Annotated in this window: 20 protein-coding genes; 5 read left to right on the top strand and 15 right to left on the bottom strand. The window is 66.2% G+C overall.

Annotated elements, in window-relative coordinates; translation table 11 throughout:
* Nucleotides 1–35 precede the first annotated feature (35 nt).
* The 6 genes from H3H39_RS04885 to H3H39_RS04860 all read right to left on the bottom strand — a co-directional run bounded on the left by H3H39_RS04885 (nt 36) and on the right by H3H39_RS04860 (nt 8,478).
* Entirely contained in the window at nt 36–1,109 is a 1,074-nt protein-coding gene (locus H3H39_RS04885; RefSeq protein WP_182152186.1) for a patatin-like phospholipase family protein, read from the bottom strand.
* Nucleotides 1,110–1,111: 2 nt separating this feature from the next.
* A complete protein-coding gene (locus H3H39_RS04880) occupies nt 1,112–2,575 on the bottom strand; it encodes an efflux transporter outer membrane subunit (protein WP_182152185.1) in 1,464 nt (487 codons plus the stop codon).
* A complete protein-coding gene (locus H3H39_RS04875) occupies nt 2,568–5,720 on the bottom strand; it encodes an efflux RND transporter permease subunit (RefSeq protein ID WP_182152184.1) in 3,153 nt (1,050 codons plus the stop codon). Before H3H39_RS04875 ends, H3H39_RS04880 begins: the two co-directional genes overlap by 8 nt.
* A gap of 15 nt (nt 5,721–5,735) precedes the next feature.
* Nucleotides 5,736–7,025: an efflux RND transporter periplasmic adaptor subunit gene (locus tag H3H39_RS04870; RefSeq protein ID WP_182152183.1), complete on the bottom strand. Its 1,290-nt coding sequence runs from the start codon at nt 7,023–7,025 to the stop codon at nt 5,736–5,738.
* Between the two features lie 221 nt (nt 7,026–7,246).
* Complete coding sequence (tal, locus tag H3H39_RS04865; RefSeq protein WP_182152182.1) at nt 7,247–8,182, bottom strand: transaldolase; 936 nt, start codon at nt 8,180–8,182, stop codon at nt 7,247–7,249.
* Nucleotides 8,183–8,301: 119 nt separating this feature from the next.
* Nucleotides 8,302–8,478, bottom strand: a complete 177-nt coding sequence (locus tag H3H39_RS04860; protein ID WP_182152181.1) for a hypothetical protein — start codon at nt 8,476–8,478, stop codon at nt 8,302–8,304.
* 105 nt (nt 8,479–8,583) lie between these two features.
* On the opposite strand from H3H39_RS04860, the gene H3H39_RS28275 reads away from it, so the two are divergent.
* Complete coding sequence (locus H3H39_RS28275) at nt 8,584–9,957, top strand: GNAT family N-acetyltransferase (protein ID WP_311196865.1); 1,374 nt, start codon at nt 8,584–8,586, stop codon at nt 9,955–9,957.
* A gap of 13 nt (nt 9,958–9,970) precedes the next feature.
* On the opposite strand, the gene H3H39_RS04850 is transcribed toward H3H39_RS28275, so the two are convergent.
* From H3H39_RS04850 to pgi, 4 genes are all read right to left on the bottom strand, one after another.
* Nucleotides 9,971–10,825, bottom strand: coding sequence for an SIS domain-containing protein (locus H3H39_RS04850; RefSeq protein ID WP_182152179.1), 855 nt, complete (start codon nt 10,823–10,825; stop codon nt 9,971–9,973).
* Nucleotides 10,826–10,943: 118 nt separating this feature from the next.
* On the bottom strand, nt 10,944–12,416 hold the full coding sequence (gene zwf / locus H3H39_RS04845; RefSeq protein ID WP_182152178.1) for a glucose-6-phosphate dehydrogenase: 1,473 nt from the start codon (nt 12,414–12,416) through the stop codon (nt 10,944–10,946).
* A gap of 132 nt (nt 12,417–12,548) precedes the next feature.
* Entirely contained in the window at nt 12,549–13,454 is a 906-nt protein-coding gene (locus tag H3H39_RS04840) for an SMP-30/gluconolactonase/LRE family protein (RefSeq protein ID WP_182152177.1), read from the bottom strand.
* An 18-nt stretch (nt 13,455–13,472) separates the two neighbouring features.
* Nucleotides 13,473–15,122, bottom strand: a complete 1,650-nt coding sequence (gene pgi, locus H3H39_RS04835; RefSeq protein WP_182152176.1) for a glucose-6-phosphate isomerase — start codon at nt 15,120–15,122, stop codon at nt 13,473–13,475.
* 264 nt (nt 15,123–15,386) lie between these two features.
* Between pgi and edd the strand changes: the two genes are divergently transcribed.
* Entirely contained in the window at nt 15,387–17,309 is a 1,923-nt protein-coding gene (gene edd / locus H3H39_RS04830; protein WP_182152175.1) for a phosphogluconate dehydratase, read from the top strand.
* 3 nt (nt 17,310–17,312) lie between these two features.
* Nucleotides 17,313–17,936 carry a bifunctional 4-hydroxy-2-oxoglutarate aldolase/2-dehydro-3-deoxy-phosphogluconate aldolase gene (gene eda, locus H3H39_RS04825; RefSeq protein ID WP_182152174.1) on the top strand — a complete coding sequence of 208 codons (624 nt, stop codon included), beginning with the start codon at nt 17,313–17,315 and terminating at the stop codon, nt 17,934–17,936.
* A gap of 286 nt (nt 17,937–18,222) precedes the next feature.
* Here the strand turns inward: eda and H3H39_RS04820 are convergent, their stop codons facing one another.
* From H3H39_RS04820 to H3H39_RS04810, 3 genes are read right to left on the bottom strand one after another with little or no spacing between them, the layout of a single operon-like run.
* The gene (locus H3H39_RS04820; protein WP_182152173.1) at nt 18,223–19,185 is read right to left on the bottom strand and encodes a sensor domain-containing diguanylate cyclase; all 963 of its coding nucleotides are present in this window, start codon (nt 19,183–19,185) and stop codon (nt 18,223–18,225) included.
* A 4-nt stretch (nt 19,186–19,189) separates the two neighbouring features.
* A complete protein-coding gene (locus tag H3H39_RS04815) occupies nt 19,190–19,816 on the bottom strand; it encodes a chemotaxis protein CheC (RefSeq protein WP_182152172.1) in 627 nt (208 codons plus the stop codon).
* Between the two features lie 5 nt (nt 19,817–19,821).
* Nucleotides 19,822–20,190, bottom strand: coding sequence for a response regulator transcription factor (locus H3H39_RS04810; RefSeq protein WP_182152171.1), 369 nt, complete (start codon nt 20,188–20,190; stop codon nt 19,822–19,824).
* A 199-nt stretch (nt 20,191–20,389) separates the two neighbouring features.
* On the opposite strand from H3H39_RS04810, the gene rpiA reads away from it, so the two are divergent.
* Nucleotides 20,390–21,067, top strand: coding sequence for a ribose-5-phosphate isomerase RpiA (gene rpiA / locus H3H39_RS04805; protein ID WP_182152170.1), 678 nt, complete (start codon nt 20,390–20,392; stop codon nt 21,065–21,067).
* 105 nt (nt 21,068–21,172) lie between these two features.
* Nucleotides 21,173–21,565, top strand: coding sequence for a hypothetical protein (locus H3H39_RS04800; protein WP_182152169.1), 393 nt, complete (start codon nt 21,173–21,175; stop codon nt 21,563–21,565).
* Between the two features lie 88 nt (nt 21,566–21,653).
* On the opposite strand, the gene H3H39_RS04795 is transcribed toward H3H39_RS04800, so the two are convergent.
* Entirely contained in the window at nt 21,654–21,926 is a 273-nt protein-coding gene (locus H3H39_RS04795) for an oxidative damage protection protein (protein WP_182152168.1), read from the bottom strand.
* 35 nt (nt 21,927–21,961) lie between these two features.
* Nucleotides 21,962–23,272 (bottom strand): amino-acid N-acetyltransferase, encoded by a 1,311-nt coding sequence (gene argA / locus H3H39_RS04790; RefSeq protein WP_182152167.1) that lies wholly within the window; start codon nt 23,270–23,272, stop codon nt 21,962–21,964.
* Nucleotides 23,273–23,304 lie beyond the last annotated feature (32 nt).

The following is a 23,304-nucleotide window of genomic DNA, read 5'->3' as shown; positions in this document are numbered from 1 at the left end:
ACAATATTTCAGACCGGAAGCGCCGGACGGGGCCGTCAGAACGACAGCGCCTGGCGCATGTCGGGCCGCTCGCACCAGTGCGCAAGCGCTTCGGCCATGCGTTCACTTTCGGCGATGGCGCGGCTCCAGTCGCGCGTGCGGGCCGCGTGGTCCTGGCCGTAGAACTTGAAGTCGCGCCGGTCCGGCAGCTTGCCGTTGGGGAGGCTGGCCACGAACGCGGGCGACGGTGAGATGAGGATCACGTTGTCCAGCGCCGCGTCGCGCACGCGGCGCCACGGCATGGATTTATCGAGCCAGCCGGGCACGATGTAATCAGCGAAATGGGGATATAGCACCAGGCCGGGATCGCGCTGGTAGGGCAGGTGCAGATGATAGTCGATCAGGCCACCGTCCCAGTAGTCGCCCGGCGGCGCGCCGGCGATGCCCGACACGGCTTCCAGCACCAGCGGAATGGAACCGGAGGCCAGCAGCGCGTCGCGCAGGTTGGCGTCGGACAGGCCGACGAAGTGGCCGGCGAAGGCGTCGAACGGCTGGCGCAGCCATTGGGTGTCGTCGCGGCTGTCGTGGAACACCACCCGTTCCATCGACCCGGCCAGGCGGCTGCGGGCGATGGCGTTGCTGGCGGCGGCGCGCAGGAAGCCCGCCATTTCACGCCAGCGCACGCCGCCGGTGCCGGCCAGCGGTCCGGCGCCGCGCACGGTGAGCACGGACAGCCGGTGGCCGGGGTGATTCAGCACTTCGGCGCCGCGCCCATCCAGCACTTCGTCGAGCAGCGCGCGGCAGGTGCGGCTGACGTAGGCCGCATCCACCTTGGCCGGATAACGCTGGGCCGCATACAGGCGGGCCAGCCGGCGTTGCGCGGCCACCGGGTCGTGGAAGGCGGCTGCGGCCATGCGCCAGGCGCCGATGGAGGCGCCCACCAGCGCGCGCTGGCGCGGCGCCTGCGCCAGCCAGGAGCCGAACAGCCAGCAGTCGATGCCGTTCAGGATCAGGCCCTTGGGGCCACCAGCCGCGGCGGGCACGATGGCCACGTCGGCCGCTTGCAGGCCATTCGCGGCGATGCGTTCGCGGGCGCGCCGGCCCAGGCGGATGGTGATGGGGGACGTCATGCTTATTTCAAGCCGCCGCCCAAAGCCCGGTACAGGTCGATGGCGCTGGTGGTGCGCAGCAAACGCGCCTGCACCAGCGTTTGCTGGCTGGCGAACAGTTCACGCTGGGCGTCCAGCACGTCGAGCGAGCTGGCCACGCCGTTGGCGAAACGCAGTTCCAGCAGCCGCAGGCGGTCGGCCTGGGCATCCTGGATGGCGCGCTGCGCCGTCACCTGGTCGCCCAGGTAGCTGCGCGCGGCCAGCGCGTCGGCCACTTCGCGGAAGGCGACCTGGATGGTCTTCTCGTAGTCGGCCACGGCCAGGTTCTTGCGCACTTCGCTCACATTCAGGTTGGCGCGGTTGCGGCCCGCGTCGAAGATGGGCAGCACCAGTTGCGGTGCGAACGACCAGCTGCCCGAGCCGCTGTCGAACAGGCCACCGAGCGTGGGACTGCTGCTGCCCACGGCCGCCGTCAGGCTCACGCGCGGGAAGAAGGCGGCCCGCGCGGCGCCGATGTTGGCGTTGGCCGACTTGAGGCGCTGCTCGGCGGCGCGGATGTCGGGCCGGCGCGTGAGCAGGTCCGACGGCAGGCCGGCCGGCAGCGCGCTCATGGCGTCGACCTGGGCGTCGCTGACGAGCCCACCGGCGCTGGTGCTGGTATTGCCACCGGTGTTGGCCGGGGCAGGCGGCTGGCCCACCAGCAGCGTCAGCGCATTTTCCGCTTGCGCGCGTTGGCGCGCCAGCGTGAGCGCGGCCGCGCGTGCCGTCTCCATCAGCGTTTCGTTGGTGCGCAAGTCCAGCAGCGATGAGGCGCCCACGTTGGCGCGCTGGCGCGTCAGGTCGTAGGTGCGCTGGCGCGTCTCGAAGCTTTGCTGGGCCAGCGCGTACTGCTCGGCGTAGGCCCGTTCCGTGTAATAGGCCTTGGCCACGTCGGCCACCAGGCTGATCTGCGCCGCCTGGCGCGCTTCGTCGGTGGCCAGGTAGGCCGCCAGCGCGGCGTCGTTCAGGCTTTTCACGCGGCCGAAGAAGTCCAGCTCAAAGGCGGGCATGGACAGGCCCACGTCATAGCGCTTGCCGATGGTGCTCTGGCCGCTGGAGGTGAGGAAGGCAGGCGTCCTGGCGCGCGTGTCGGCCACGCTGGCGTTGACGTTGGGCAGCCGGTCGGCGGACTGGATGTCGTACTGGGCCCGCGCTTCCTCCATGCGCAGGGCGGCCGTGCGCAGGTCGCGGTTGTGTTCCAGCGCGGCGGCGATCAGCTGTTGCAGGCGGGCGTCGGCGAAGTAGTCGCGCCAGCCCGTGTCGGCTGCGGCCTTGCCGTCGGCGGCGCTGTCGGCGGCCGACGCTTCCGGCCAGGTGGCGGCCACCGGCGTGGCCGGGCGTTGCAAGGTGGGCGCCAGCGAGCAGGCCGACAGCAGGCCGGCCGCCATCAGCGCCGTCAGCAGCGCCGTCAGCGGCGCCGTAAACAGAGTCGGGGCGGGCTTAGTCATGTTTTTTCTCCACGGGCAGGTCCAGTTCATGTGCTGCCAGACGGCGCTGGCGTTCGCTGCCCTTGAATATGCGGCGGATTACGACGAAGAACACGGGCACCAGGAACACAGCCAGCACGGTGGCCGTGATCATGCCGCCCATCACGCCGGTGCCGATGGCGCGCTGGCTGGCGGAACCGGCGCCGCTGGCCACCACCAGCGGCAACACGCCGAGGATGAAGGCCAGCGACGTCATGATGATGGGGCGGAAGCGCAGGTGCACCGCTTCCAGCGTTGATTCGATCAGGCCCTTGCCTTGCGCCTGCAAGTCCTTGGCGAACTCGATGATCAGGATCGCATTCTTGGCCGACAAACCGATGATGGCGATCAGGCCGACCTTGAAGTAGACGTCGTTGGGCAGGCCGCGCAGGGTGGCGCCCAGCAGCGCGCCCAGCACGCCCAGCGGCACTACCAGCAGCACCGCCACCGGGATCGATTCACTTTCGTACAGCGCGGCCAGCACCAGGAAGGCGGCCAGCAGCGACAGCGCGAACAGGGCCGGGGCCTGCGAGCCGGAAGTCTTTTCCTCCAGCGACTGGCCGGTCCATTCGATACCAAAGCCGGGCGGCAGTTGTTCGGCCAGCTTTTCCAGTTCGGCCATGGCTTCGCCGGTGGAACGGCCGGGGGCCGCATCGCCGGTCAGCTTGATGGCAGGGTAGCCGTTGTAGCGCACCAGTTGCACGGGGCCGTTGATCCAGTGGGAGCGGGCGAACGAGGCAAATGGCACCATGGCGCCGCTGGCGCTGCGCACGTTGAGCTTCATCAGGTCTTCCGGCTGCAAACGCTGCGGCGCGTCGGCCTGCACGATCACGCGTTGCTGGCGGCCGGCGCTGGCGAAGTCGTTCACGTACGAGGAGCCGAGCGAGATCGACAGCATGCTGTTGATGTCGGCGAAGGCCACGCCCAGCGCGTTGGCTTTCTCGCGGTCGATGTCGAGCTGCAGCTGGGGCGCGTCTTCCAGGCCTTCGGGGCGCACGCCTTTCAGCACCTTGCTCTTGCCGGCCAGTTCCAGCAACTGGTTGCGCGCGGCCAGCAGGGCCGCGTGGCCCTGGGCGCTGCGGTCCTGCAGGCGCGCCGTGATGCCGGTGGCGTTACCCAGTTCGCGGATGGGCGGAGGGCTGAGCGGGAACACGATGGCGTCTGAAATGCCGGACAGGGCGCCGAACGCGCGCTGGGCGATGGCGGTGGCCGACTGGTCTGGCCCCCGTTCGCTCCAGTCCTTGAGCGGCACGAACACCAGGCCGGCGTTCTGGCCATTGCCCGAGAAGCTGAAGCCGGCCACCGCGATGGTGCGCGCCACGCCGGGCTGCTGGCGGAAGTAGGCGTCCACTTTGGCCAGCACGGCGGCCGTGCGGCTGGTGGAGGCGCCGGCCGGCAACTGCACGTTGGTGATCAGATAGCCCTGGTCCTCATTGGGCAGGAACGACGAGGGCAGGCGCGCGTACAGCCAGCCCACCACGCCCAGGATCAGCGCGAACACCACCAGGTAGCGGCCGGTGCGGGTCAGGATTTTGGCGATCATGCCCTGGTAGCCGGTGGCGGTGACGGCGAAACGGCGGTTGAACCAGCCGAAGAAGCCCCGTTTTTCGTGGTGATGGCCCGCTTCCACCGGCTGCAAGATGGTGGCGCACAGGGCCGGCGTGAGCGACAGCGCCATCAGCGCCGAGAACACCATGGCCGACACCATCGACAGCGAGAACTGGCGGTAGATCGCGCCCACGGCGCCGCCGAAGAAGGCCATGGGGATGAACACGGCGATCAGCACCAGCGTGATGCCGATGATGGCGCCGGTGATCTGTTGCATGGCCTTGCGGGTGGCGTCGCGCGGCGACAGGCCTTCCTCGCTCATGATGCGTTCCACGTTTTCCACCACCACGATGGCGTCATCGACCAGGATGCCGATCGCCAGCACCATGCCGAACATGGTGAGCACGTTGATCGAGAAGCCGAACATCTGCATGGTGGCGAAAGTACCCATCAAGGCCACCGGCACCACGATGGTGGGGATCAGGGTGTAGCGTATGTTTTGCAGGAACAGGTACATCACGAGGAACACCAGGATCACCGCCTCGACCAGCGTTTTCACCACTTCCTCGATGGAGATCTTGACGAACAGCGAGGTATCGTAAGGCACGGTGTACTTGACGCCGGGCGGGAAGTACTTGGCCAGCTGGTCCATCTTGTTGCGCACGGCCGTCGCCGTTTGCAGGGCGTTACCGGACAGCGACAACTGCACGCCGATGGCGGAGAACGGCGCGCCGTTCAGGCGTGCGTTGATGCTGTAGCTGGCGCCGCCCATTTCGATGCGGGCCACATCCGACAGCCGCACCAGCGAGCCGTTGGGATTGGCGCGCAGGACGATGCGGCCGAATTCGTCCGTCGACGCCAGTTGGCCGGTGACGACGATGGGCGCGGAATAGGTCTGCTGCGCGGGGCTGGGCAGGTCGCCCAGCGTGCCGGAGGCCACCTGCGCATTCTGCGCCTTGATGGCGGCCGTCACGTCGGCCATGGTCATCTTCAGGCCCACCAGCTTGGCCGGGTCGATCCAGATGCGCATCGCGCGTTCGGTGCCAAACAACTGGGCCTGGCCCACGCCGGGAATGCGCTTGATCTCGTTGACGACGTTGCGGGCCAGGTAGTCGCCCAGTGCGGTCGGATCGAGCTTGCCGTCGGTGGAGGACAGGCCGACGAACATCAGGATGTTGGAGCGTGCCTTGTTGACCTGCACACCCTGCTGGGTGACGGCGGCCGGCAGGCGCGATTCGACCCGCTTGATGCGGTTCTGCACATCGACCGCCGCCAGGTCGGGATTGGTGCCCGGCTGGAAGGTGACGGTGATGGTGACGGCGCCATTGGCCTCGCTCTGGGATTCGACGTACTGCAAACCGTCGGCCCCGTTCATTTCCTGCTCGATCACGCTGGTGACGGCGTCGTCCAGCACCTGCGCCGTGGCGCCGGGGTAGTTGGCCGTGATGACGATCGATGGCGGGGCGATGGTGGGATACTGGGCCACCGGCAGGGTGGTGATGGCCAGCGCGCCGCCGAGCAGGATGAACAGCGCGATCACCCACGCGAACACGGGGCGGTCGATGAAGAACTTAGGCATCTGTGCTCCCCGCGCTTATTTGGCCGCGGCCGGCGCCGCACCGGTGGCGGCGGAGCTCAATGCGGAAACGGGAGCGGAAGCCGAAGCCGAAGCCGAAGCCGAAGCCGAAGCCGAAGCCGAAGCCGATGCGGCGGCCGAAGTTGAAGCTGAAGCGGCTGCCGAAGCCGGCCCCGCCCACGGCTGCGGCTTGACCTGCGCGCCCGGCTTGGCCTTCTGGAAGCCTTCCACGATGATGCGTTCGCCGCCTTTCAGGCCGGAGCTGATGACCCAGTTCTGGCCCTGGGCGTTGTCGGCCACCACTGGCTGGGACAGCACCTTGTCGTCCGCGCCCACCACCAGCACGGAAGCGCCTTCCGGTCCGCGCACCACGGCCTGTTGCGGCACGGTGATGGCGGCTTCGCGCACGCCTTGTTCCAGGCGGGCCCGCACGTACATGCCCGGCAGCAGGGTGTGCTGCGGGTTGGGGAACTCGGCCCGCATCGAGACGGCGCCCGTGCTTTCATCGACCGACACGTCCGAGAACAGCAGCTTGCCCGGCAGCGGGTAAGGCTGGCCATCCTCCGTCACCAGCGTGACCTTGGCCTGGCCCTTGCCTGCGCTGGTCAGTTTGCCGCTGGCCAGCGCCTGCCGCAATTTCAGCAGTTCAGTGGACGATTGGGTGATGGTGACGTAGATCGGATCGAGCTGCTGCACGGTGGCCATCGGCGTCGCTTCGCCCTGGCCCACCAGCGCCCCTTCCGTGACCAGCGCGCGGCTGGCGCGGCCGGCGATGGGCGCGGTGACGGTGGCATAACCCAGCGTCAGGCTGGCGTTCTGGCGCGCCGCCCTGGCCGTGGCCAGGTCGGCGGCGGCCTGCTTCTGGGCCGTGGCCGCGTCGTCGTATTCCTGCTGGCTCACGGCTTGCGCGGCCAGCAGCGGCTTGTAGCGCTTCACTTTCAGTTCAGCCTGGGCCAGGTTGGCCTCGGCCTTGGCCACGGCCGCCTGGGCGCTGTCGTAGGAAGCCTGGAAGCTGGCCGGGTCGATCCGGAACAGCACCTGGCCCGCCTTGACGTCGCTGCCTTCCGCGTAGACCCGCTGCAGCACGATGCCGGCCGTGCGCGCCCGTACCTGCGCCGTGCGCGACGCTTCCAGCCGGCCCGGCAGCTCGGTGCTCAGGGTGACGGCGGCGGGAGCGACGGTGATGGTGGCGACGGTGGCCGGCGGCGGCGGGCCGCCATTGCCTGCGGCCTTGTCGCCGCAGGCGGCCAGTGCGGCCAAGGTCAGGAGGGAGAGGGCGACAGCGGCGCGGCGCGGGACTGATCTCATGGATGTCTCGTTATTTGATTGGATGGTTGAATGGTGCTGGTCCCTGGCGCGTGGTGTGGGCAGGGAGGGTTGCAGCATTGTAATACAGCAATTCATGTAACGTTTTGTATGCAACAAGTGCGGTTGCCGTGCCCAGGAACGCCAGCGGGGACGGGGCCCGCGCCCGCAAGTGCGGGGCCGCGTGCGCCGTCCCCGCTGGCGAGGAACGAGGGCTGGATCGGTCAGCGCATGCCGGCGATGATCTGTTTCAGCTTGCCGGAATCGGCGCAGAAGGCGCGGATGCCCTCGGCCAGTTTTTCCGTCGCCATCGCGTCTTCGTTGAGCATGAAGCGGAACGACTTTTCATCGAGCGTCATCTTGACCATGCCGGCGCCCGGCGCGGTGTCGGCCGACAGCTTGCGCGTGATGGGCGCGTCGCTGCTGGCCAGTTGCTGCAGCAGGTCAGGGCTGATGGTGAGCAGGTCGCAGCCGGCCAGTTCCAGGATCTGGCCCGTGTTGCGGAAGCTGGCGCCCATCACCTCGGTCTGGTAGCCGAACTTGCGGTAGTAGTTGTAGATGCGCTTGACGGACTGCACGCCTGGATCTTCATCGGCTGGATATTCGATGCCAGTCGATTTCTTGTACCAGTCGTAGATGCGGCCCACGAACGGCGAAATGAGCTGGGCGCCCGCTTCCGCGCAGGCGATGGCCTGGCTCAGCGAGAACAGCAGGGTCATATTGCAGTGGATGCATTCTTTTTCCAGGATTTCCGCCGCGCGGATGCCTTCCCAGGTGGCGGCCATCTTGATCAGCACGCGCTCGCGGTCGAAGCCGGCCGTTTCGTACAGGTGAATCAGTTCGCGGGCCTTGGCCACCGAGCCTTCCGTGTCGAACGACAGACGGGCGTCGATCTCGGTCGAGACGCGGCCGGACACGATCTTGAGGATTTCGCCGCCGAAGGCGATCAGCAGGTGGTCGATCACGTCGCCGGTGCTGGCGTTGGGGTTATCGCGCACGGCCTTTTGCAGCAGTGGCTTGTATTCGTCTTTCTGCACCGCCTTCAGGATCAGCGACGGGTTGGTGGTGGCGTCGCGCGGGGTATAGGCCTTCATCGACTGGAAATCGCCAGTGTCGGCGACGACGGTGGTGAATTGCTTGAGCTGTTCGAGTTGGTTCATTTGCGGTGCCAAAAGAGGTAAGCGGAATTGCAACGAGTATCTTAGCTTATTGTCCTCACCCTTGGTCAAATGCTAAATGAGACGTGCGTGATGTCACGCTCCGTGCCGCCATGCCGTGCCTACTTGTGGGTCAGGGCGGCGAGGATGTGATGCAGCTCGCGCATGAAGTCGGAGGGCGGCGTGGCCGGCTTCGCCGCACGCTGGGCGGCAGCCGGACGGACGCTGGCCGAAGGCGAGGCAGGGGAAGGGCGTTCGCAGGGGACGGGCGTCTGGTGCGCGCTGAGCAGTGTTGCCATCTTGAACTCCTTGTCGATTTGGTTTGTCTATTTTGCACTGTTCCGTCGGTGGGATAAATACGTATAATCGAATTGAGTATTCCAAAAATGGAGCAATGATTGGACGTGTTGAACTACATGCGGCTGTTCGTGGAGGTGGCCAAGCGCAAGAGCTTCCGCGCCGCCGCCGATGCAATGGACATGCCCAATTCCACGCTGTCGCGCAATATCGCGGAACTGGAAAAGATCATTGGCCTACGGCTGCTGCACCGTTCCACCCGCAAGGTGGAGTTGACGGCGGCCGGCGAGGTCTATTTCAAGCGCTGCCAGAATATCGTCGAGGAGGCGCTGTCGGCGCATCAGGCGCTGCGCGATGTGTCGGAGCGGCCCATCGGCACTTTGCGTGTGTCGCTGACGTCCGACTTCGCGATCGGCTACCTGGCGCCCATTTTGGGCGACTTCGCGCGCATCTACCCGCAGATCAAGTTCAACTTCGACATCACGGTGCGGCCCGTCGATTTGCAGACCGAGCCCATCGACCTGGCCATTCGCATGGGCCGTCCGCCGGCCGGGCCCAACTCGCTGGTGGTGCGCCAGATCGCCACGCTGCCCCGCTACCTGTATGCGGCGCCGGACTACCTGGGACGGGCGCCGCGGCTGATGCACGCGAGCGACCTGTCCAACCATTCGCTGTGCGTGGGCCGTGGCGCGGCGCGCGAGACGGACGTGTGGCGCCGCCTGCACCGGGGCGGCGAGACGGTGGAAGTGATGGGCGGCTCGCGCTTCGTCAGCAACAGCGCGGAGGTGAACCGGGCCATGGCCGCCAGCGGCATCGGTATCGCCGGCCTCGATCCGCGCATCGTGCGGCAGGACGTGGAGGCCGGGCGGCTGGTACGCGTGCTGCCCGACTGGCAGCTGGAGCCGACCCACGTGTACGTGATCACGGACACGCGCCACCTGCCCGCGCGCACCAAGCTGTTCATCGCCTTCCTGATGGAGCAGCTGGGTAACCAGATCTCGATCGCGCAGGAAGACCCCGAGACGCCCGATGCGCAAATGCTGATGGACGAGTTGTCCGGCATCCTGGCCGAGATTACGGGCAGCAGCGGCAAGGCCTCGTTCGACGTGGCCGACGTGAGAGGGGAGACGGCCTGCTTCGCGGTGGCGCGCAACCTGCAGGGCGTGGCGATAGGCTGCGGCGCGTTCCGGCCGTTGCAGCCGGGTGTGGCCGAGGTCAAGCGCATGTACGCGCGCGCCGGCAACGTGGGCACGGGGCGCGCCATCCTCGCGTTCCTGGAGCGCGAGGCGACGGCGCGTGGCTACCGTGAAATGTGGCTGGAGACGCGCGCAGTCAACCGGCGCGCCGTGCAGTTCTACACGGCGGCCGGCTACACGCCGATTGAGAATTACGGGAAATACGCGGGCAATCCGCTGGCCGTCTGCTTCGCCAAGCAGCTCGGTTTCAGCGCCGGCATTGTGTTTGGCGCCCAGTCGTCCTGAGCGAGCCGGTTGATCAGCCGATGAAGGAGTCGAACTGCAGGTCGAATTCCTGCAGCGCTTTCTGGGCGTTCTGCATCTTCTTGCGGAATTCCGGGCCGCGTTTCAGCGCCAGTCCCACCGCCAGCACGTCGATCACCACCAGGTAGGCCAGGCGCGCCGAAATCGGCGTGTAGGGATCGGTGTTGAAAATCAGGTCGATCGGGATCAGCACCGTGGCTTCCTCGGCCAGCGGGGTACCTGATGGCGCCATCACGATCACGTCCGCGCCGCCGCGGCGCGCCAGCTTGGCCGAGCGCACCAGTGGCGGGCTGTTGCCGCGCTGGGAAATGGCCACCACGGCGTCGCCGGTACGCAGCAGGGCGGCGGCGATGGAGTGGATGGCCGGGTCGGCGTAGGCCACCGTGGGCACGCCGGAGCGGAAGAACTTGTGCTGCGCGTCCGAGGCCACGATGCCGGAGGTGCCCTGGCCGTAGAACTCGATCTTGTTGGCCTTGGACAGGATGTCGAGCGCCTTCTGGATCGCTTCCGGATCGAGGTTGTTGCGCAGGTCCAGCAGGGTGTTGATGGAGCGGCTGCAGATCTTGTTGACCAGGTCGGCCGCCAGGTCGTCCTGGGCCGGCTGCTCGTTCAGGCCGGGCAGGGCCAGCGCCAGGCCCTGGGCCAGCTTGAGCTTGAACTCGTGCCAGCCATCGTAACCCAGCGTGCGGCAAAACCGCACCACGGTCGGCTCGGACACCTGGGCGCTTTTGGCCAGCGCCGTGATGTTCTGGTTGACCGTCTGCGCCGGCTGGTCCAGCACGGCTTGCGCGACCTTGCGCTCGGACTTGGACAGCGAGTCGAGCTGGGTGCGGATGGAATCGAGCAGCATTCTTGTGGTTTTTCCGTTTAGTCTTCAGGAAGGGGGGAAGCAGGGGTTTCGCGGTGCACCGCACCGCGCCTGCGTAACGGTCTGGCCATGCATGGCCAGACTCCTTGCGCTTCCATTCTTAGTCTTCAGGAAGCGCTTCTTCGCGCCACTGGAGGCCATCGCGGCCGATCAGGGCGGAAGCGGCGGCTGGGCCCCAGGTGCCGGCGGCGTACGGGATCGGCATGGTGTCGTCCTGCTCCCAGTTGTTCAGGATAGGCTCGACCCATTCCCACGCCGCTTCCAGTTCGTCGCCGCGCATGAACAGGGTCAATTGGCCGCGCAGCACGTCCAGCAGCAGGCGCTCATAGGCGTCCATACGGGGCGATTTGAACGATTCGCGGAAGTCCAGTTCCAGTTCAGCCGGCTTCAAACGCATGCCGTCGCCGGGCGTCTTGGCCATCAAATTCATGCGCAGGCCTTCGTCCGGCTGCAAACGGATCACCAGCGAATTGGGCTGGAAGCTCGACGTGGGCTGGTGGAAGATCGAATGGGGGATGTGCTTGAAGCGCACCACGATCTCGGCCAGCGAGTCGGCCATACGTTTGCCGGTGCGCAGGTAGAACGGCACGCCCGCCCAGCGCCAGGTGTCGATTTCCGCCTTCATGGCGACGAAGGTTTCGGTGCGCGATTGCTCCGGCGCGTCCGGTTCGTCGCGATAGCTCGGCACGGCCTTGCCGTCCACGTGGCCGGCGCGGTACTGGCCGCGCACGATGTTCTGCGCCAGCGTGGTCGGGGTGAATTTTTTCAGCGAGCGCAGCACCTGCAGCTTGGCGTCGCGCACGGCGTCCGGCGCGATCGAGGTGGGCGGCTCCATGGCCACGATACACAGCAGTTGCAGCAGGTGGTTCTGCAGCATGTCGCGCAGCGCGCCGGACGTGTCGTAGTAACCCATGCGGTTGCCCACGCCCAGTTTTTCGGCGATGGTGATCTGCACGTCCGAAATCCATTCGCGGCGCCACAGCGGCTCGAACAGGATATTACCGAAGCGCAGGGCCAGCAGGTTCTGCACGGTTTCCTTGCCCAGGTAGTGGTCGATCCGGTAGATCTGCGATTCGGCGAACACCTTGCCCACTTCGGCGTTGATCTGCTTGGCCGAGGCCAGGTCGCGGCCCAGCGGCTTTTCCAAGACCACGCGCGAGTTGGGCGTGACCAGGTCGTTGGCGGCCAGGTTGTCGCAGATTTGCGAGAACAGGTGCGGCGGCGTGGCCAGGTAGTAGACGCGGGTCAGGGCCGGGTCGGTGCGCAGCGCGCTCACCAGCGGCAGGTAGCTGTCCACATCGGTGGCGCTCAGCGACACGTAGACGATGCGGGCCGTGAAGCGGGCCCACGCCTCGGCCGTCACGGCCGGCGATTTGATGTGTGGACGCGAGGTGGATTCCACCGTGCGCAGGAATTCTTCCTGGCCGCAGTCCTGGCGGCCCACGCAGATGATGCGCGCGGTCGGCGGCAGGTCCTTGGCAACGTCGCGCGCGTACATCGCGGGCAGCAGTTTGCGCATTGCCAGATCGCCGCTGCCGCCAAACAGAACCAGGTCAAAATCGGTAAGAGCCATAATATGTGTGTGATCGCAAAAGTGGTGGTGCCGGGATGGTGCTGCCTTGGTGTAAATTTACTACACGAAAAGCGCTAAAGCAAGAAAATTTACTACAAATTGGGCGGCGCGTTGCGGCGCCGCCATGTGGGCTTATTCGATGTAGGCCGGTTCGACCCGGCCCGCCACCTCCACCCGCACCGCCAGCAGGCGGCCCGTGTGGGGATACTGCTCCGCCTCGCCGGCGGGACGCTTGTAGCTGGCGCTGGTGATGTACAGCGTGCGCAGGTCGGGGCCGCCGAACGCCACCATCGTGGGGCAGCGGGCGGGCAGGGCAATCTCGTCGAGGATGGCGCCCTCCGGAGACAGCTTGAGCACGCGTGCGCCTTCGAACATGGCGCACCAGTAGTTACCCTCGCTGTCGACGGCCGCGCCGTCGGGACGGCCGCCGTAATTGTCGGTGCGGTCAGTGGAAAACTGCATCAGCGTGCGCGGCTCGGACACGCTGCCGCTGGCCAGGTCGTAGGCGTAGCGGGTGATGCGGTGGGCCGTGGTGTCGCTGTGGTACAGGGTGTGCTGGTCCGGGCTGAAACCGAGGCCGTTGGAGACGGTCATGCCGCCCGACCAGACCCTGCGGATCTGGCCCCGTTCCAGTACGTACATCTCGGCCGCCTGGCGGTCGCGCGGCTCGTAGATGGTGCCGACCCAGAAGCGGCCCGCCGCGTCGGCGCGGCCATCGTTGAAGCGGGTGGTGGCAGTGTCGTAGGGCGCGGCGGCGATGTCGGTCAGCTCACCGTTGTCCGTGTTCAGGTGGGCGAAGCCGCGCCGCAGGGCGACGATCAGGCCACCGTTCTCGTTACGGGCCAGTGCAGAGGGTTCGCTCGCCATTGGCCATTTGCGGTGCGCGCCGGTGGCCGGCACCAGCCGGTGGATGGCGAAACCTTCGATATCGACCCAGTACAGGGCTTGTTCCTCGGGATGCCACAGCGGGCATTCGCCCACCTGCATGACGGCGTCGAAGGCGGGGATGATCTCGTATTTGTTCACTGCGTTGCTCATAGCGTTGCTCATGGAGAGTTACAGGTGCTGCGCGGCCTTGGCCATGACGATCAGGCCATTGGTGGAACTGTCGTGGCGCTCGGGCGCGATCTCGCCCGTCAGCTCCGCGTGGATGTTCTTGGCCAGTACCTTGCCCAGTTCCACGCCCCACTGGTCGAAGCTGTTCACGTTCCACAGCACGCCCTGTACAAAGGTCTTGTGCTCGTACAGCGCGATCAGGGCGCCCAGCAGCGGCGGCGAGAGCTGGTCCATGAGGATGGTGTTGCTGGGCCGGTTGCCGGGGAAGGTCTTGTGCGGCACCAGCGCTTCGATCTGCTCCGCGCTCAGGTCTTGCTGGCGCAGGTCGGCCCGCACTTCGTCGGCCGTCTTGCCCTTCATGAAGGCTTCCGATTGGGCGAAGCAGTTGGCCAGCAGCGCGTCATGGTGGCCCGCCAGGTCGTGGGTGGGGCGCAGCGCGGCGATGAAGTCGATCGGCGTCACGTCCGTGCCCTGGTGCAGCAGCTGGAAGTAGGCGTGTTGGGCGTTGGTGCCGCACTCGCCCCATACCACCGGGCAGGTCGGCACGCCGACATCGGCGCCATCGCGCGTGACGCGCTTGCCGTTGCTCTCCATGTCCAGTTGCTGCAGATAGGCCGGGAAGCGGCTCAGGTCCTGATGATAGGGCGCAATCGACAGCGAGGCGCAATCGAGGAACTGGCGGTTCCAGAAGCCCACCAGTGCCAGCAGCACTGGCATGTTCTCGGCCAGCGGCGCGGTGCGGAAATGCTCGTCCAGCGCGTGGGCGCCGGCCAGGAAGTCGCTAAAGTAGCCAAAGCCCACCGACAGCGCCACGGCCAGTCCGATCGACGACCACACGGAATAGCGGCCGCCCACCCAGTCCCAGAACGGGAACATATTGGCAGGGTCGATGCCGAAGGCCTTGACCGCTTCCGTGTTGGTGGAGACAGCCACGAAATGGCGCGTCAGGTGTTCCGGCTGGGCGCCTTGCAGGAACCAGGCGCGCGCCGTTTGCGCGTTGAGCATGGTCTCGGCCGTGACGAAGGTCTTGGAGGCGACGATGAACAAGGTGGTTTCGGGATTGACCTGGTCCAGCACGGCGTCCATGTCGTGGCCGTCCACGTTGGAGACGAAGTGCATCTTCAGGCGCGGATGGGCATAGGAACGCAGCGCCAGGCACACCATTTTCGGACCCAGGTCGGAACCGCCGATGCCGATGTTGACCACGTCCGTGATCGGCTTGCCGGTGTGGCCGGTCCAGGCGCCGCTGCGCACGCGGTCGGTGAAGTCCTTGATGTGGTCCAGCACGGCGTGCACGTCGTGCGCCACGTCCTGGCCGTCGACCACCAGTTTGTTGCCGCGCGGCATACGCAAGGCCGTGTGCAGCACGGCACGTTGTTCGGTAAGATTGATTTTTTCACCAGCAAACATGGCGTCGCGCTGCTGTTCCACGCCCCGTTCGCGCGCCAGCTCCAGCAACAGTTCCACGGTGGTGGCGTCCAGCCGGTTCTTCGAATAGTCCAGGAACAGGCCGGCCGCGTCCACGGTCAGCTTGGGAAAGCGCTGTGCATCCTGGGCGAACAGGTCGCGCAATGTCCATTGGCGGGCGGTGGCGGCATGGGATTCGAGAGCCTGGAAACTGGCGGTGGCGGAGAGGGCGGGCTGGCGCATAATGGTTGGCGTCGTGGTCTGGCTGGGGTTGGGAAGGTCACCGCGCGATGCTGGTTTGCGGTTCGGATGACTAATAATACATCAAAAACAGGTAAATTCACTACAATTTCGTGCGCGGCCTTACGCTGTCTCGGTTTCCTTCATCCGTTCGCTGGTCTTGTTGGGTGGTTTGTGCACGGTTGTGACAAAAAATATGGAATAAAAGATCGGAATGCGCAAAATTTTGTAGTAAAATTTCAGCGAATTCATTCATAAGGAACGATCATGGCGCTGCATCCTGTACTTGAAACCGTCACCGCGCGCATTATCCAGCGCAGCAAACCATCGCGCGGCGCATACCTGGCCCACCTGGAGGCGGCCCGCGTCAAGGGCGTGCAGCGCGGCGCGCTGTCGTGTACCAACCTGGCGCACGGTTTCGCCGCCTTCCCGGCCAACGACAAACTGGTGCTGAAGGAAGTGAAGAAGCCTTCCGTGGCCATCGTCTCGGCCTATAACGACATGCTGTCGGCGCACCAGCCGTTCGAGAGCTTCCCCCGCATCATCAAGGACGCCGTGCGCGAAGTGGGCGCGGTGGCGCAATTCGCCGGCGGCGTGCCGGCCATGTGCGACGGCGTGACCCAGGGCCAGCCAGGCATGGAACTGTCGCTGTTCTCGCGCGACGCCATCGCCATGGGCGCGGCCGTGGCGCTGTCGCACAATATGTTCGACTCGGCCCTGTACCTGGGCGTGTGCGACAAGATCGTGCCCGGCCTGCTGATCGGCGCGCTGCACTTCGGCCACCTGCCGGCCGTGTTCGTGCCGGCCGGCCCGATGACGAGCGGCCTGTCCAACTCCGACAAGGCCAAGGTGCGCCAGCTGTACGCGCAAGGCAAGGCCACCCGCGAGGAACTGCTGGAAGGCGAGGCCAAGTCCTACCACGGCGCCGGCACCTGCACCTTCTACGGCACCGCCAACAGCAACCAGATGCTGATGGAAGTGATGGGCCTGCACCTGCCGGGCGCCGCCTTCATCACGCCCGGCACCCCGCTGCGCGACGCGCTGACGGCGGCCGCCGCCAAGCGCGCGGCCCAGATCACGGCCCAGAGCGACAATTATCTGCCGGTCGGCCATATCGTCGACGAGAAGTGCATCGTCAACGCCGTCGTCGGCCTGCTGGCCACGGGCGGTTCCACCAACCACACGCTGCATTTGGTGGCCATCGCCAAGGCGGCCGGCATCGTGATCGACTGGGACGACTTCAATGAACTGTCGGCCGTGGTGCCGCTGCTGGCCCGCATCTACCCGAATGGCGAAGCGGACGTGAACCACTTCCACGCGGCCGGCGGCACCGGCTTCGTGATCCGCGAACTGCTGGACGCGGGCCTGCTGCACGACGACGTCACCACCATCCTGGGCAAGGGCTTGCGCGCGCACTGCGGCGAACCGTTCCTGTCGGAAGACGGCAAGGGCGTGGTGTGGCAGGCGTCGCCGCTGGAATCGGGCGACGAAGGCGTGCTGCGCAAGGCCGGCGCGCCATTCTCGGCCGACGGCGGCATGGTACTGGTCAAGGGTAACCTGGGCCGCGCCGTGATGAAGGTATCGGCCGTCAAGCCGCAGCACCGCATGGTGGAAGCGCCGGCGCTGGTGTTCAACTCGCAGGAAGAATTCATGGCCACCTACAAGGCCGGCAAGCTCGATCGCGACTTCGTGGCCGTGCTGCGCTTCCAGGGTCCGCGCGCCAACGGCATGCCGGAACTGCACGCGCTGACGCCGGCGCTGGCCAACCTGCAGGACGCCGGTCGCCGCGTGGCGCTGGTGACGGACGGCCGCATGTCGGGCGCTTCGGGCAAGGTGCCGGCGGCGATCCACGTGTCGCCGGAAATCCTGGCCGGCGGTCCGCTGGGCCTGGTGCGTGACGGCGACATGATCCGCCTGGACGCGGCCACCGGCGCGCTGGAAGCGTTGGTGCCGTCGGACGAGTGGTGCGCGCGTGCGCTGGCCACGGCTGATCTGTCGCCCAACGCCGTGGGCATGGGCCGCGAATTGTTCTCCATGTTCCGCGCCAGCGTGAGCGCGGCCGAGCAGGGCGCCACCACGTTCCCGCTGCCGTCGCCGATCCCGACCACGGTCGGCCTGCATGACGCCGACCCGGTAGGCAATACCGTGCCCGGTTCCGATGAAGACTACTCGATGAAGAAAGAAGCCTAAGCCATGACCATGACTCTGCTCGACATTATGCGTACCTCGGCCGTGATCCCTGTGATCGCGATCGACGATCCTGAACACGCTGTTCCGCTGGCGCGCGCGCTGGTGGCGGGTGGCATCCGCGTGCTGGAAGTGACGCTGCGCACCAAGCACGGCCTGGGCGCGATCCGCGCCATGTCGGCCGTGGAAGGCGCCATCGTCGGCGTCGGCACGCTGACCCAGCCCGAGGAATTCGCTGCCGCGCGCGATGCGGGCGCCGTGTTCGGCGTCTCGCCCGGCCTCACGCCGGCCCTGATCGCCGCCGCCAAGAGCAGCGGCCTGCCGCTGCTGCCGGGCGTGATGACGCCGTCGGAAGTGATGGCCGCGCGCGAGCAAGGCTTCCAGCAACTCAAGCTGTTCCCGGCCGTGCCGGCGGGCGGCGTGGGCATGCTGAGCGCCATCGGCGGCCCGCTGCCGGACGTGACGTTCTGCCCCACGGGCGGCATTTCGCAGGACACGGCATCGCAGTTCCTGGCGTTGAAAAACGTGGCGTGCGTGGGCGGCTCCTGGCTCACGCCGAAGGACGCCATCGCCGCCGGCAACTGGGACCGCATCACGGATCTGGCCAAGGCCGCCAGCAGCCTGCGCTGAGCACGCCAGTGTCCCTCCCAAAAAACGACGCCACGTGCGTCGTTTTTTTATTGGCGCAAGAAAAGTTCAGTGCTTGGTAGTTCATTTTGTTTGGTTCTTGGCAAGAGACATCCTTTTGTCAACGACCATACACACGTCCCAAGTTTTGTTTGACGGCCACGACATCGCGCGCGCCAAGCTGCGCGTGACGGCGCTGATGCACCAGTTGGACGTGAAGGTGCGCGATCCGCGCGGCGTGGAGATCCTGCAACGACGGCTGGGTGGAACTGGAGGTGCGCGTTCAGCGCTAAGCCAGCGCCTGCGCCGCCACCCGGTTGCGGCCGTCGCGCTTGGCCTGGTACAGGGCGCGGTCGGCGGCGCTGATCAGGCCTGCGGCGTCGGCCGAGCCGTCGGCGTGGCGGGTGGCGATGCCGAGGCTGACCGTGACCAGTTGCCCGTCGGCACCCGGCAAGTGGGGGATGGCCAGCTCGATGGTGCGCAGCCGGATCGCCTCGGCCATCTGCCAGGCCTGCTCGGAATCCGTGTCGGGCAGGATGGCGGCGAATTCCTCGCCGCCGTAGCGCGCCACCAGGTCGCATGGCCGCTTGAGCATGGCCGCCAGCGCGGCCGCCACCCGGATCAGGCACTGGTCGCCCTGCGGGTGGCCGTAGTGGTCGTTGTAGGCTTTGAAGTTGTCGATGTCGATCATCAGCAGCGACAGCGGCACGCCGCCGCGCCGGGCGCGCCGGTGTTCCTTTTCGATCGCCATGTCGAAGTGGCGGCGGTTGGCGATGCCCGTCAGGCCGTCGGCGAAGGTTTGCGAGCGCAGCACCATGGTCTGCTCGCGCAGCAGCCGTTCCCGGCCCACGGCCAGGCTGACGTCGTTGATCTGGATCAGGCAGTGGCGGGCGGCGCCGGTCACGGCGATGGGTGTCACCTCGACCGCCTGCTGCACCCGCTCGCCGCGCGCGGCCGCCGCCGCGCTCGCGTACAGGGGGAAGGGCGCCTTGTTCAAGCTTTGCGACAGCAGCGAGGGGAAATTGTTGTGCAGGGCCTGGGTCACGGCCGCTTCCGCCCGCTGTCCGCGCAGTTCGGGAAACACGGCCAGCAAGTCGCTGCCGGCCACGCTGTCGGCGCTGCGGCCCGTGCGGCGCGCCATCCAGTGATTCCACAGCACGATGCGGCGCTCGGCGTCGAGCACGATGGCGCCCACGTTCAAGCCGCCCAGCACTTGTTGCAGCAGCATCAGGCGTTCGCTGTCCGTGCCCATGGCGTCAGGCCTGTCCCATCGCGCGGGCGATGTAGAGGTTGATCTGCTCCTTCAGGTCGTGCAGGGCGGAGATGTCGAGGATGAAGGCGACGTAGCCGTGGATCTGGTGCTTCTCCAGCACGAAGTCGATGTGCAGCATCAGCACGACGGTGTCGGCCACGCTGCCCGAGGCGGTCAGGATTTCGTCGCTGGTGCCCACGTGGTATTCAGGCAGCGAGCCATGCAGTTCGCGCTGGAAGATGTTGGCCAGCGTGCCCACGCAGGCGTTGAGGATGATGTTACCGATCTCGCACAGGGCTTCCTGCTCCATCTCCGTCAATTCCTGCAGCGGTACGGCTTCGCCCACCATCAGCCGCACGATCTCCAGGCTTTTATCCTCCGGGAACATGAGGATCGCTTCCGTGTCGAACGCGCCCTTGTAGTGCTGGCTGACGCCGCAGATGCGTTCGGCCGGCACGTCCTGGCCGCCCAGCAGCCGGGCGGCGGCGGTGCGCTGCATGAAGCGGATCGAGGGCACGGACATGCGCACCTCCTCGTTGACGATGGCGCTCATGGCCGCCGCCGCCTGTCCCACGCCGATGTTGAAGATTTCCACCAGCGCGTCGTTTTCCAGCTCGCTCAGGTTGAACATGATGGTCAGGTTTCCAGCACGGCGAGCAGTTGGACGATGCGGGCCTCGGTGATGGGTTTTTCCATGAAGCCGACGCCGATCTGGGCCGCCCGGTCGCGCGTGGCGCTTTGCACGTTGGCCGTCAGCAGCGAGATGGCCGTGTCGGGGAACTGCTGGCGCAGCTGTTCGGCGGCCGCCACCCCGCCCATGCCGGGCATGTTGACGTCCATCAAAATCAAGTCCGGCGCCAGCGTGGGGGCGCGCGCCAGCGCCTCCTCGCCGCTGGCGGCCTCCTCGACCACCCAGTGCGGGTGCAGGGCCGCGATGTACTGGCGCGCCATCATGCGCGAGACGCGGCTGTCATCCACAATCAGTATGGTTTTACGATGATCCATGACGGTTCCTGACATAGGCGGAGCGTGGTTCATTTTCGCACAATCGCGCCCGCCGCAGTCCAAGTACGAGAGCAACTGTGCAAGTGTGCGACAGTGGCGGCGCGCGGGGTTGTTCTGGCGCAATTTTTAGCGCGAAATGGCGGTGGCGGCGGGCGATCCGTTAAAATAGCGCCATTTTCCTACCCACTTAGAAGCAATCATGACTCAAGACGAACTGAAACAGGCGGTCGCCCGCGCCGCCATCGATTACGTGGTCGACGGCGAAATCATCGGTGTCGGCACCGGCTCCACCGCCAATTTCTTCATCGACGAACTGGCCAAGATCAAGCACCGCATCAAGGGCGCCGTGGCCTCGTCGGAAGCGACGGCCGCGCGCCTGGCCGGCCATGGCATCACCGTGTACGACCTGAACGACGTGCCCGAGATTTCTGTCTACGTGGACGGCGCCGACGAGATCACGGCCAGCGGCGCCATGATCAAGGGCGGCGGCGCGGCCCTCACGCGCGAGAAGATCGTCGCCTCCGTGTCGCGCCAGTTCGTGTGCATCGCCGACGGCTCCAAGCTGGTCGAGGTGCTGGGCAAGTTCCCGCTGCCGGTGGAAGTGCTGCCGATGGCGCGCGCGGCCGTCATGCGCCGCCTGGCCACGCTGGGCGGCCAGCCCCGTTTGCGCCTGAAGGCCGGCACCGAGCAGGCTTTCATCACCGATAACGGCTGCGAGATCATCGACGTGCTGGGCCTGGCCATCGCCGACCCGCTGGCGCTGGAACAACAGATCAACCAGATCGTGGGCGTGGTGGCCAATGGCCTGTTCGCTGCCCGTGGCGCCAACGTCTGCCTGCTCGGCATGCCCGAAGGCGTGCGCAAGCTGACCTTCTAAGGCATCAGCCGCCGCCGCGCCGCCTGGGCGTGCGCGGCGGCGCGCGCGCCGGTCGCCGGTCCTCACCTCCTGCTATCCCATCCCTTCGCCTTGCCGAGCCTGCCCATGAAACCATCGTTAGCCGTGCTGTTGTCCTGCAGTTTGCTGAGCAGTTTGTTGTTGGGCGCCTGTTCCTGGCTGCCTTCGCGCGCGCGCGACGAGGCCGAAGCCGCCGCCGCGGCCCAAGTGGCAGCCGCGCGTCAGCCGGCGCCACGCACGGTGGCGGCCGACGGCACACCGCTGGTGCGGGTCGATGGAGTGGAAATCGAAAAGGTGCCGTTCCAGGCCGGCGTGTCGTCGACCACGGTGGAACGCTTGGCGCGCCAGCGCGAGTGCGTGGGCGGCCTGGGGGCGGGGCTGATCAGCGCGCCGGGCCCGGTGGAAATCTATCGCATGGCTTGCGATAACGGCAAGGTGTTCATGGCCCGCTGCGAACTGCGCCAGTGCAAGGCCATGTAAGCAAATTCACTCAGTTCACTCAGTTCAGCCAGATTCTGGCGAGGCGGGCCGGGCCGGCGTACCGGACCCGGATGCGCCCATGTTCGCCTTATTCCGTCGGCGGCACGTAACCTTGGGCCGCATCGGCGCCATCACCGAAGAAATGCTTTTCCATCTGCGTGGCCAGGTATTTGCGCGCGCGCTGGTCGGCCAGGTTCAGGCGGTTTTCATTGACCAGCATGGTCTGGTGCTTGAGCCAGGCGGCCCAGGCTTCTTTCGAGACGGATTCATAGATCTTCTTGCCCAACTCGCCAGGATACGGCGGGAAATCCAGCCCTTCGGCTTCTTTGTTGAGTTTGATGCAATGCACGGTGCGGGCCATCTGAGTTGCTCCTAAAGCGGTAAGGAAAATGAGGATTATAAAGACTTAATCAGCACCTGGGATTTGCGCTGCCAGTTATACATGCGCTGACGGTCTTTCGGCAGCGCATCCACGGTGGCCGGTACGAAGCCACGCTTCTGGAACCAGTGCGAGGTGCGGGTGGTGAGCACGAACAGTTTGGTCAGGCCGATGGCGCGCGCGCGGTTCTCCATGTGCTTGAGAATGCGCTCGCCGTCGCCCTGGGCCTGCACTTCCGGGTTGACGGTCAGGCATGCCATTTCCGCCATCTTCTGTTCCGGGAACGGGTACAGGGCGGCGCAACCGAAGATCACGCCATCGTGCTCGATCACGGAGAAGTAGTCGATTTCCCGTTCGATCAGTTCGCGGCCGCGCTTGACCAGCGTGCCGTCCGCCTCCAGCGGTTCGATCAGCTTGATGATGCCGCCCACGTCCTCGATGGTGGCCTGGCGCAGGCTTTCCAGGTTCTCATGGCTGATCATGGTGCCCACGCCATCGTGGGTAAACAGTTCCAGCAGGGCCGAGCCGTCCATGGCGAACGGCACGATGTGCGAGCGCTCGACGCCGTTTTCGGACGCCTTGACGCAGTGTTTGAGGTAGAACGCGGTGGCGTCGGGCAGGAAACCGGCTTGCAGCACGGCCTGGGCCTGGTGCGAGGACAGTTCGCGGATTTCCGTGCCGCCGGCGTCGGTCATCATCTCCGTTTCGGTGATGAAGATCAGTTTGTCGGCGTGCAGGGCGATGGCGGCGCTGCAGGCCACGTCTTCCATGGTCAGGTTGAACGCTTCGCCGGTGGGCGAGAAACCCAGCGGCGACAGCAGCACCAGGCCGTCCGAGCCGAGGATGGAATGAATGGTTTCCGCATCGACCTTGCGGGTGATGCCCGTCATTTCGAGGTCGACGCCATCGATCACGCCCAGCGGACGGGCTGTGATGAAGTTGCCGGAAATGATACGAATTGCTGCGTGCGCCATGGGCGTGTTGGGTAGGCCCTGGCTGAAGGCGGCCTCGATGTCCAGACGCAATTCGCCGGCCGCTTCCTTGGCGCATTCCATGGCGGCCGGATCGGTGATGCGTATGCCGTTGTGGAAGCGGCCTTCCACGTTGCGTAAGGCCAGTTGCTCGGCCACTTGGGGGCGCGAACCGTAGACCACGGTGACGTTGATGTCGAGCGCGTGCAGCAGCGACAGGTCGTGCGCCAGCACCTGCAGGGCGCCGGCGGCGACCAGCTCACCAGGGAAGGCAACCACGAAGGTCTTGCCACGGAAGGCGTGGATGTAGGGCGCGACGGAACGCAGCCATTGGACGAATTGGGTAGGATTTTCCATTTGGCGCATTATAATTCGCTGCGCGACGTCCC

The sequence above is a fragment of the Rugamonas apoptosis genome (genome assembly GCF_014042355.1).
GTDB classification, from domain to species: domain Bacteria; phylum Pseudomonadota; class Gammaproteobacteria; order Burkholderiales; family Burkholderiaceae_D; genus Rugamonas; species Rugamonas apoptosis.
The sequence above is the reverse complement of the archived record's forward strand: the minus strand, read 5'-3'. Positions and strand labels throughout refer to the sequence as shown.

Excerpts from the sequence above, each read along its gene's own strand:
- H3H39_RS04885 (WP_182152186.1), bottom strand. The coding sequence starts at position 1,109 with ATGACGTCCCCCATCACCATCCGCCTGGGCCGGCGCGCCCGCGAACGC.
- H3H39_RS04880 (WP_182152185.1), bottom strand. The coding sequence starts at position 2,575 with ATGACTAAGCCCGCCCCGACTCTGTTTACGGCGCCGCTGACGGCGCTG.
- H3H39_RS04875 (WP_182152184.1), bottom strand. The coding sequence starts at position 5,720 with ATGCCTAAGTTCTTCATCGACCGCCCCGTGTTCGCGTGGGTGATCGCG.
- H3H39_RS04870 (WP_182152183.1), bottom strand. The coding sequence starts at position 7,025 with ATGAGATCAGTCCCGCGCCGCGCCGCTGTCGCCCTCTCCCTCCTGACC.
- tal (WP_182152182.1), bottom strand. The coding sequence starts at position 8,182 with ATGAACCAACTCGAACAGCTCAAGCAATTCACCACCGTCGTCGCCGAC.
- H3H39_RS04860 (WP_182152181.1), bottom strand. The coding sequence starts at position 8,478 with ATGGCAACACTGCTCAGCGCGCACCAGACGCCCGTCCCCTGCGAACGC.
- H3H39_RS04850 (WP_182152179.1), bottom strand. The coding sequence starts at position 10,825 with ATGCTGCTCGATTCCATCCGCACCCAGCTCGACTCGCTGTCCAAGTCC.
- zwf (WP_182152178.1), bottom strand. The coding sequence starts at position 12,416 with ATGGCTCTTACCGATTTTGACCTGGTTCTGTTTGGCGGCAGCGGCGAT.
- H3H39_RS04840 (WP_182152177.1), bottom strand. The coding sequence starts at position 13,454 with ATGAGCAACGCAGTGAACAAATACGAGATCATCCCCGCCTTCGACGCC.
- pgi (WP_182152176.1), bottom strand. The coding sequence starts at position 15,122 with ATGCGCCAGCCCGCCCTCTCCGCCACCGCCAGTTTCCAGGCTCTCGAA.
- edd (WP_182152175.1), top strand. The coding sequence starts at position 15,387 with ATGGCGCTGCATCCTGTACTTGAAACCGTCACCGCGCGCATTATCCAG.
- eda (WP_182152174.1), top strand. The coding sequence starts at position 17,313 with ATGACCATGACTCTGCTCGACATTATGCGTACCTCGGCCGTGATCCCT.
- H3H39_RS04820 (WP_182152173.1), bottom strand. The coding sequence starts at position 19,185 with ATGGGCACGGACAGCGAACGCCTGATGCTGCTGCAACAAGTGCTGGGC.
- H3H39_RS04815 (WP_182152172.1), bottom strand. The coding sequence starts at position 19,816 with ATGTTCAACCTGAGCGAGCTGGAAAACGACGCGCTGGTGGAAATCTTC.
- H3H39_RS04810 (WP_182152171.1), bottom strand. The coding sequence starts at position 20,190 with ATGGATCATCGTAAAACCATACTGATTGTGGATGACAGCCGCGTCTCG.
- rpiA (WP_182152170.1), top strand. The coding sequence starts at position 20,390 with ATGACTCAAGACGAACTGAAACAGGCGGTCGCCCGCGCCGCCATCGAT.
- H3H39_RS04800 (WP_182152169.1), top strand. The coding sequence starts at position 21,173 with ATGAAACCATCGTTAGCCGTGCTGTTGTCCTGCAGTTTGCTGAGCAGT.
- H3H39_RS04795 (WP_182152168.1), bottom strand. The coding sequence starts at position 21,926 with ATGGCCCGCACCGTGCATTGCATCAAACTCAACAAAGAAGCCGAAGGG.
- argA (WP_182152167.1), bottom strand. The coding sequence starts at position 23,272 with ATGGAAAATCCTACCCAATTCGTCCAATGGCTGCGTTCCGTCGCGCCC.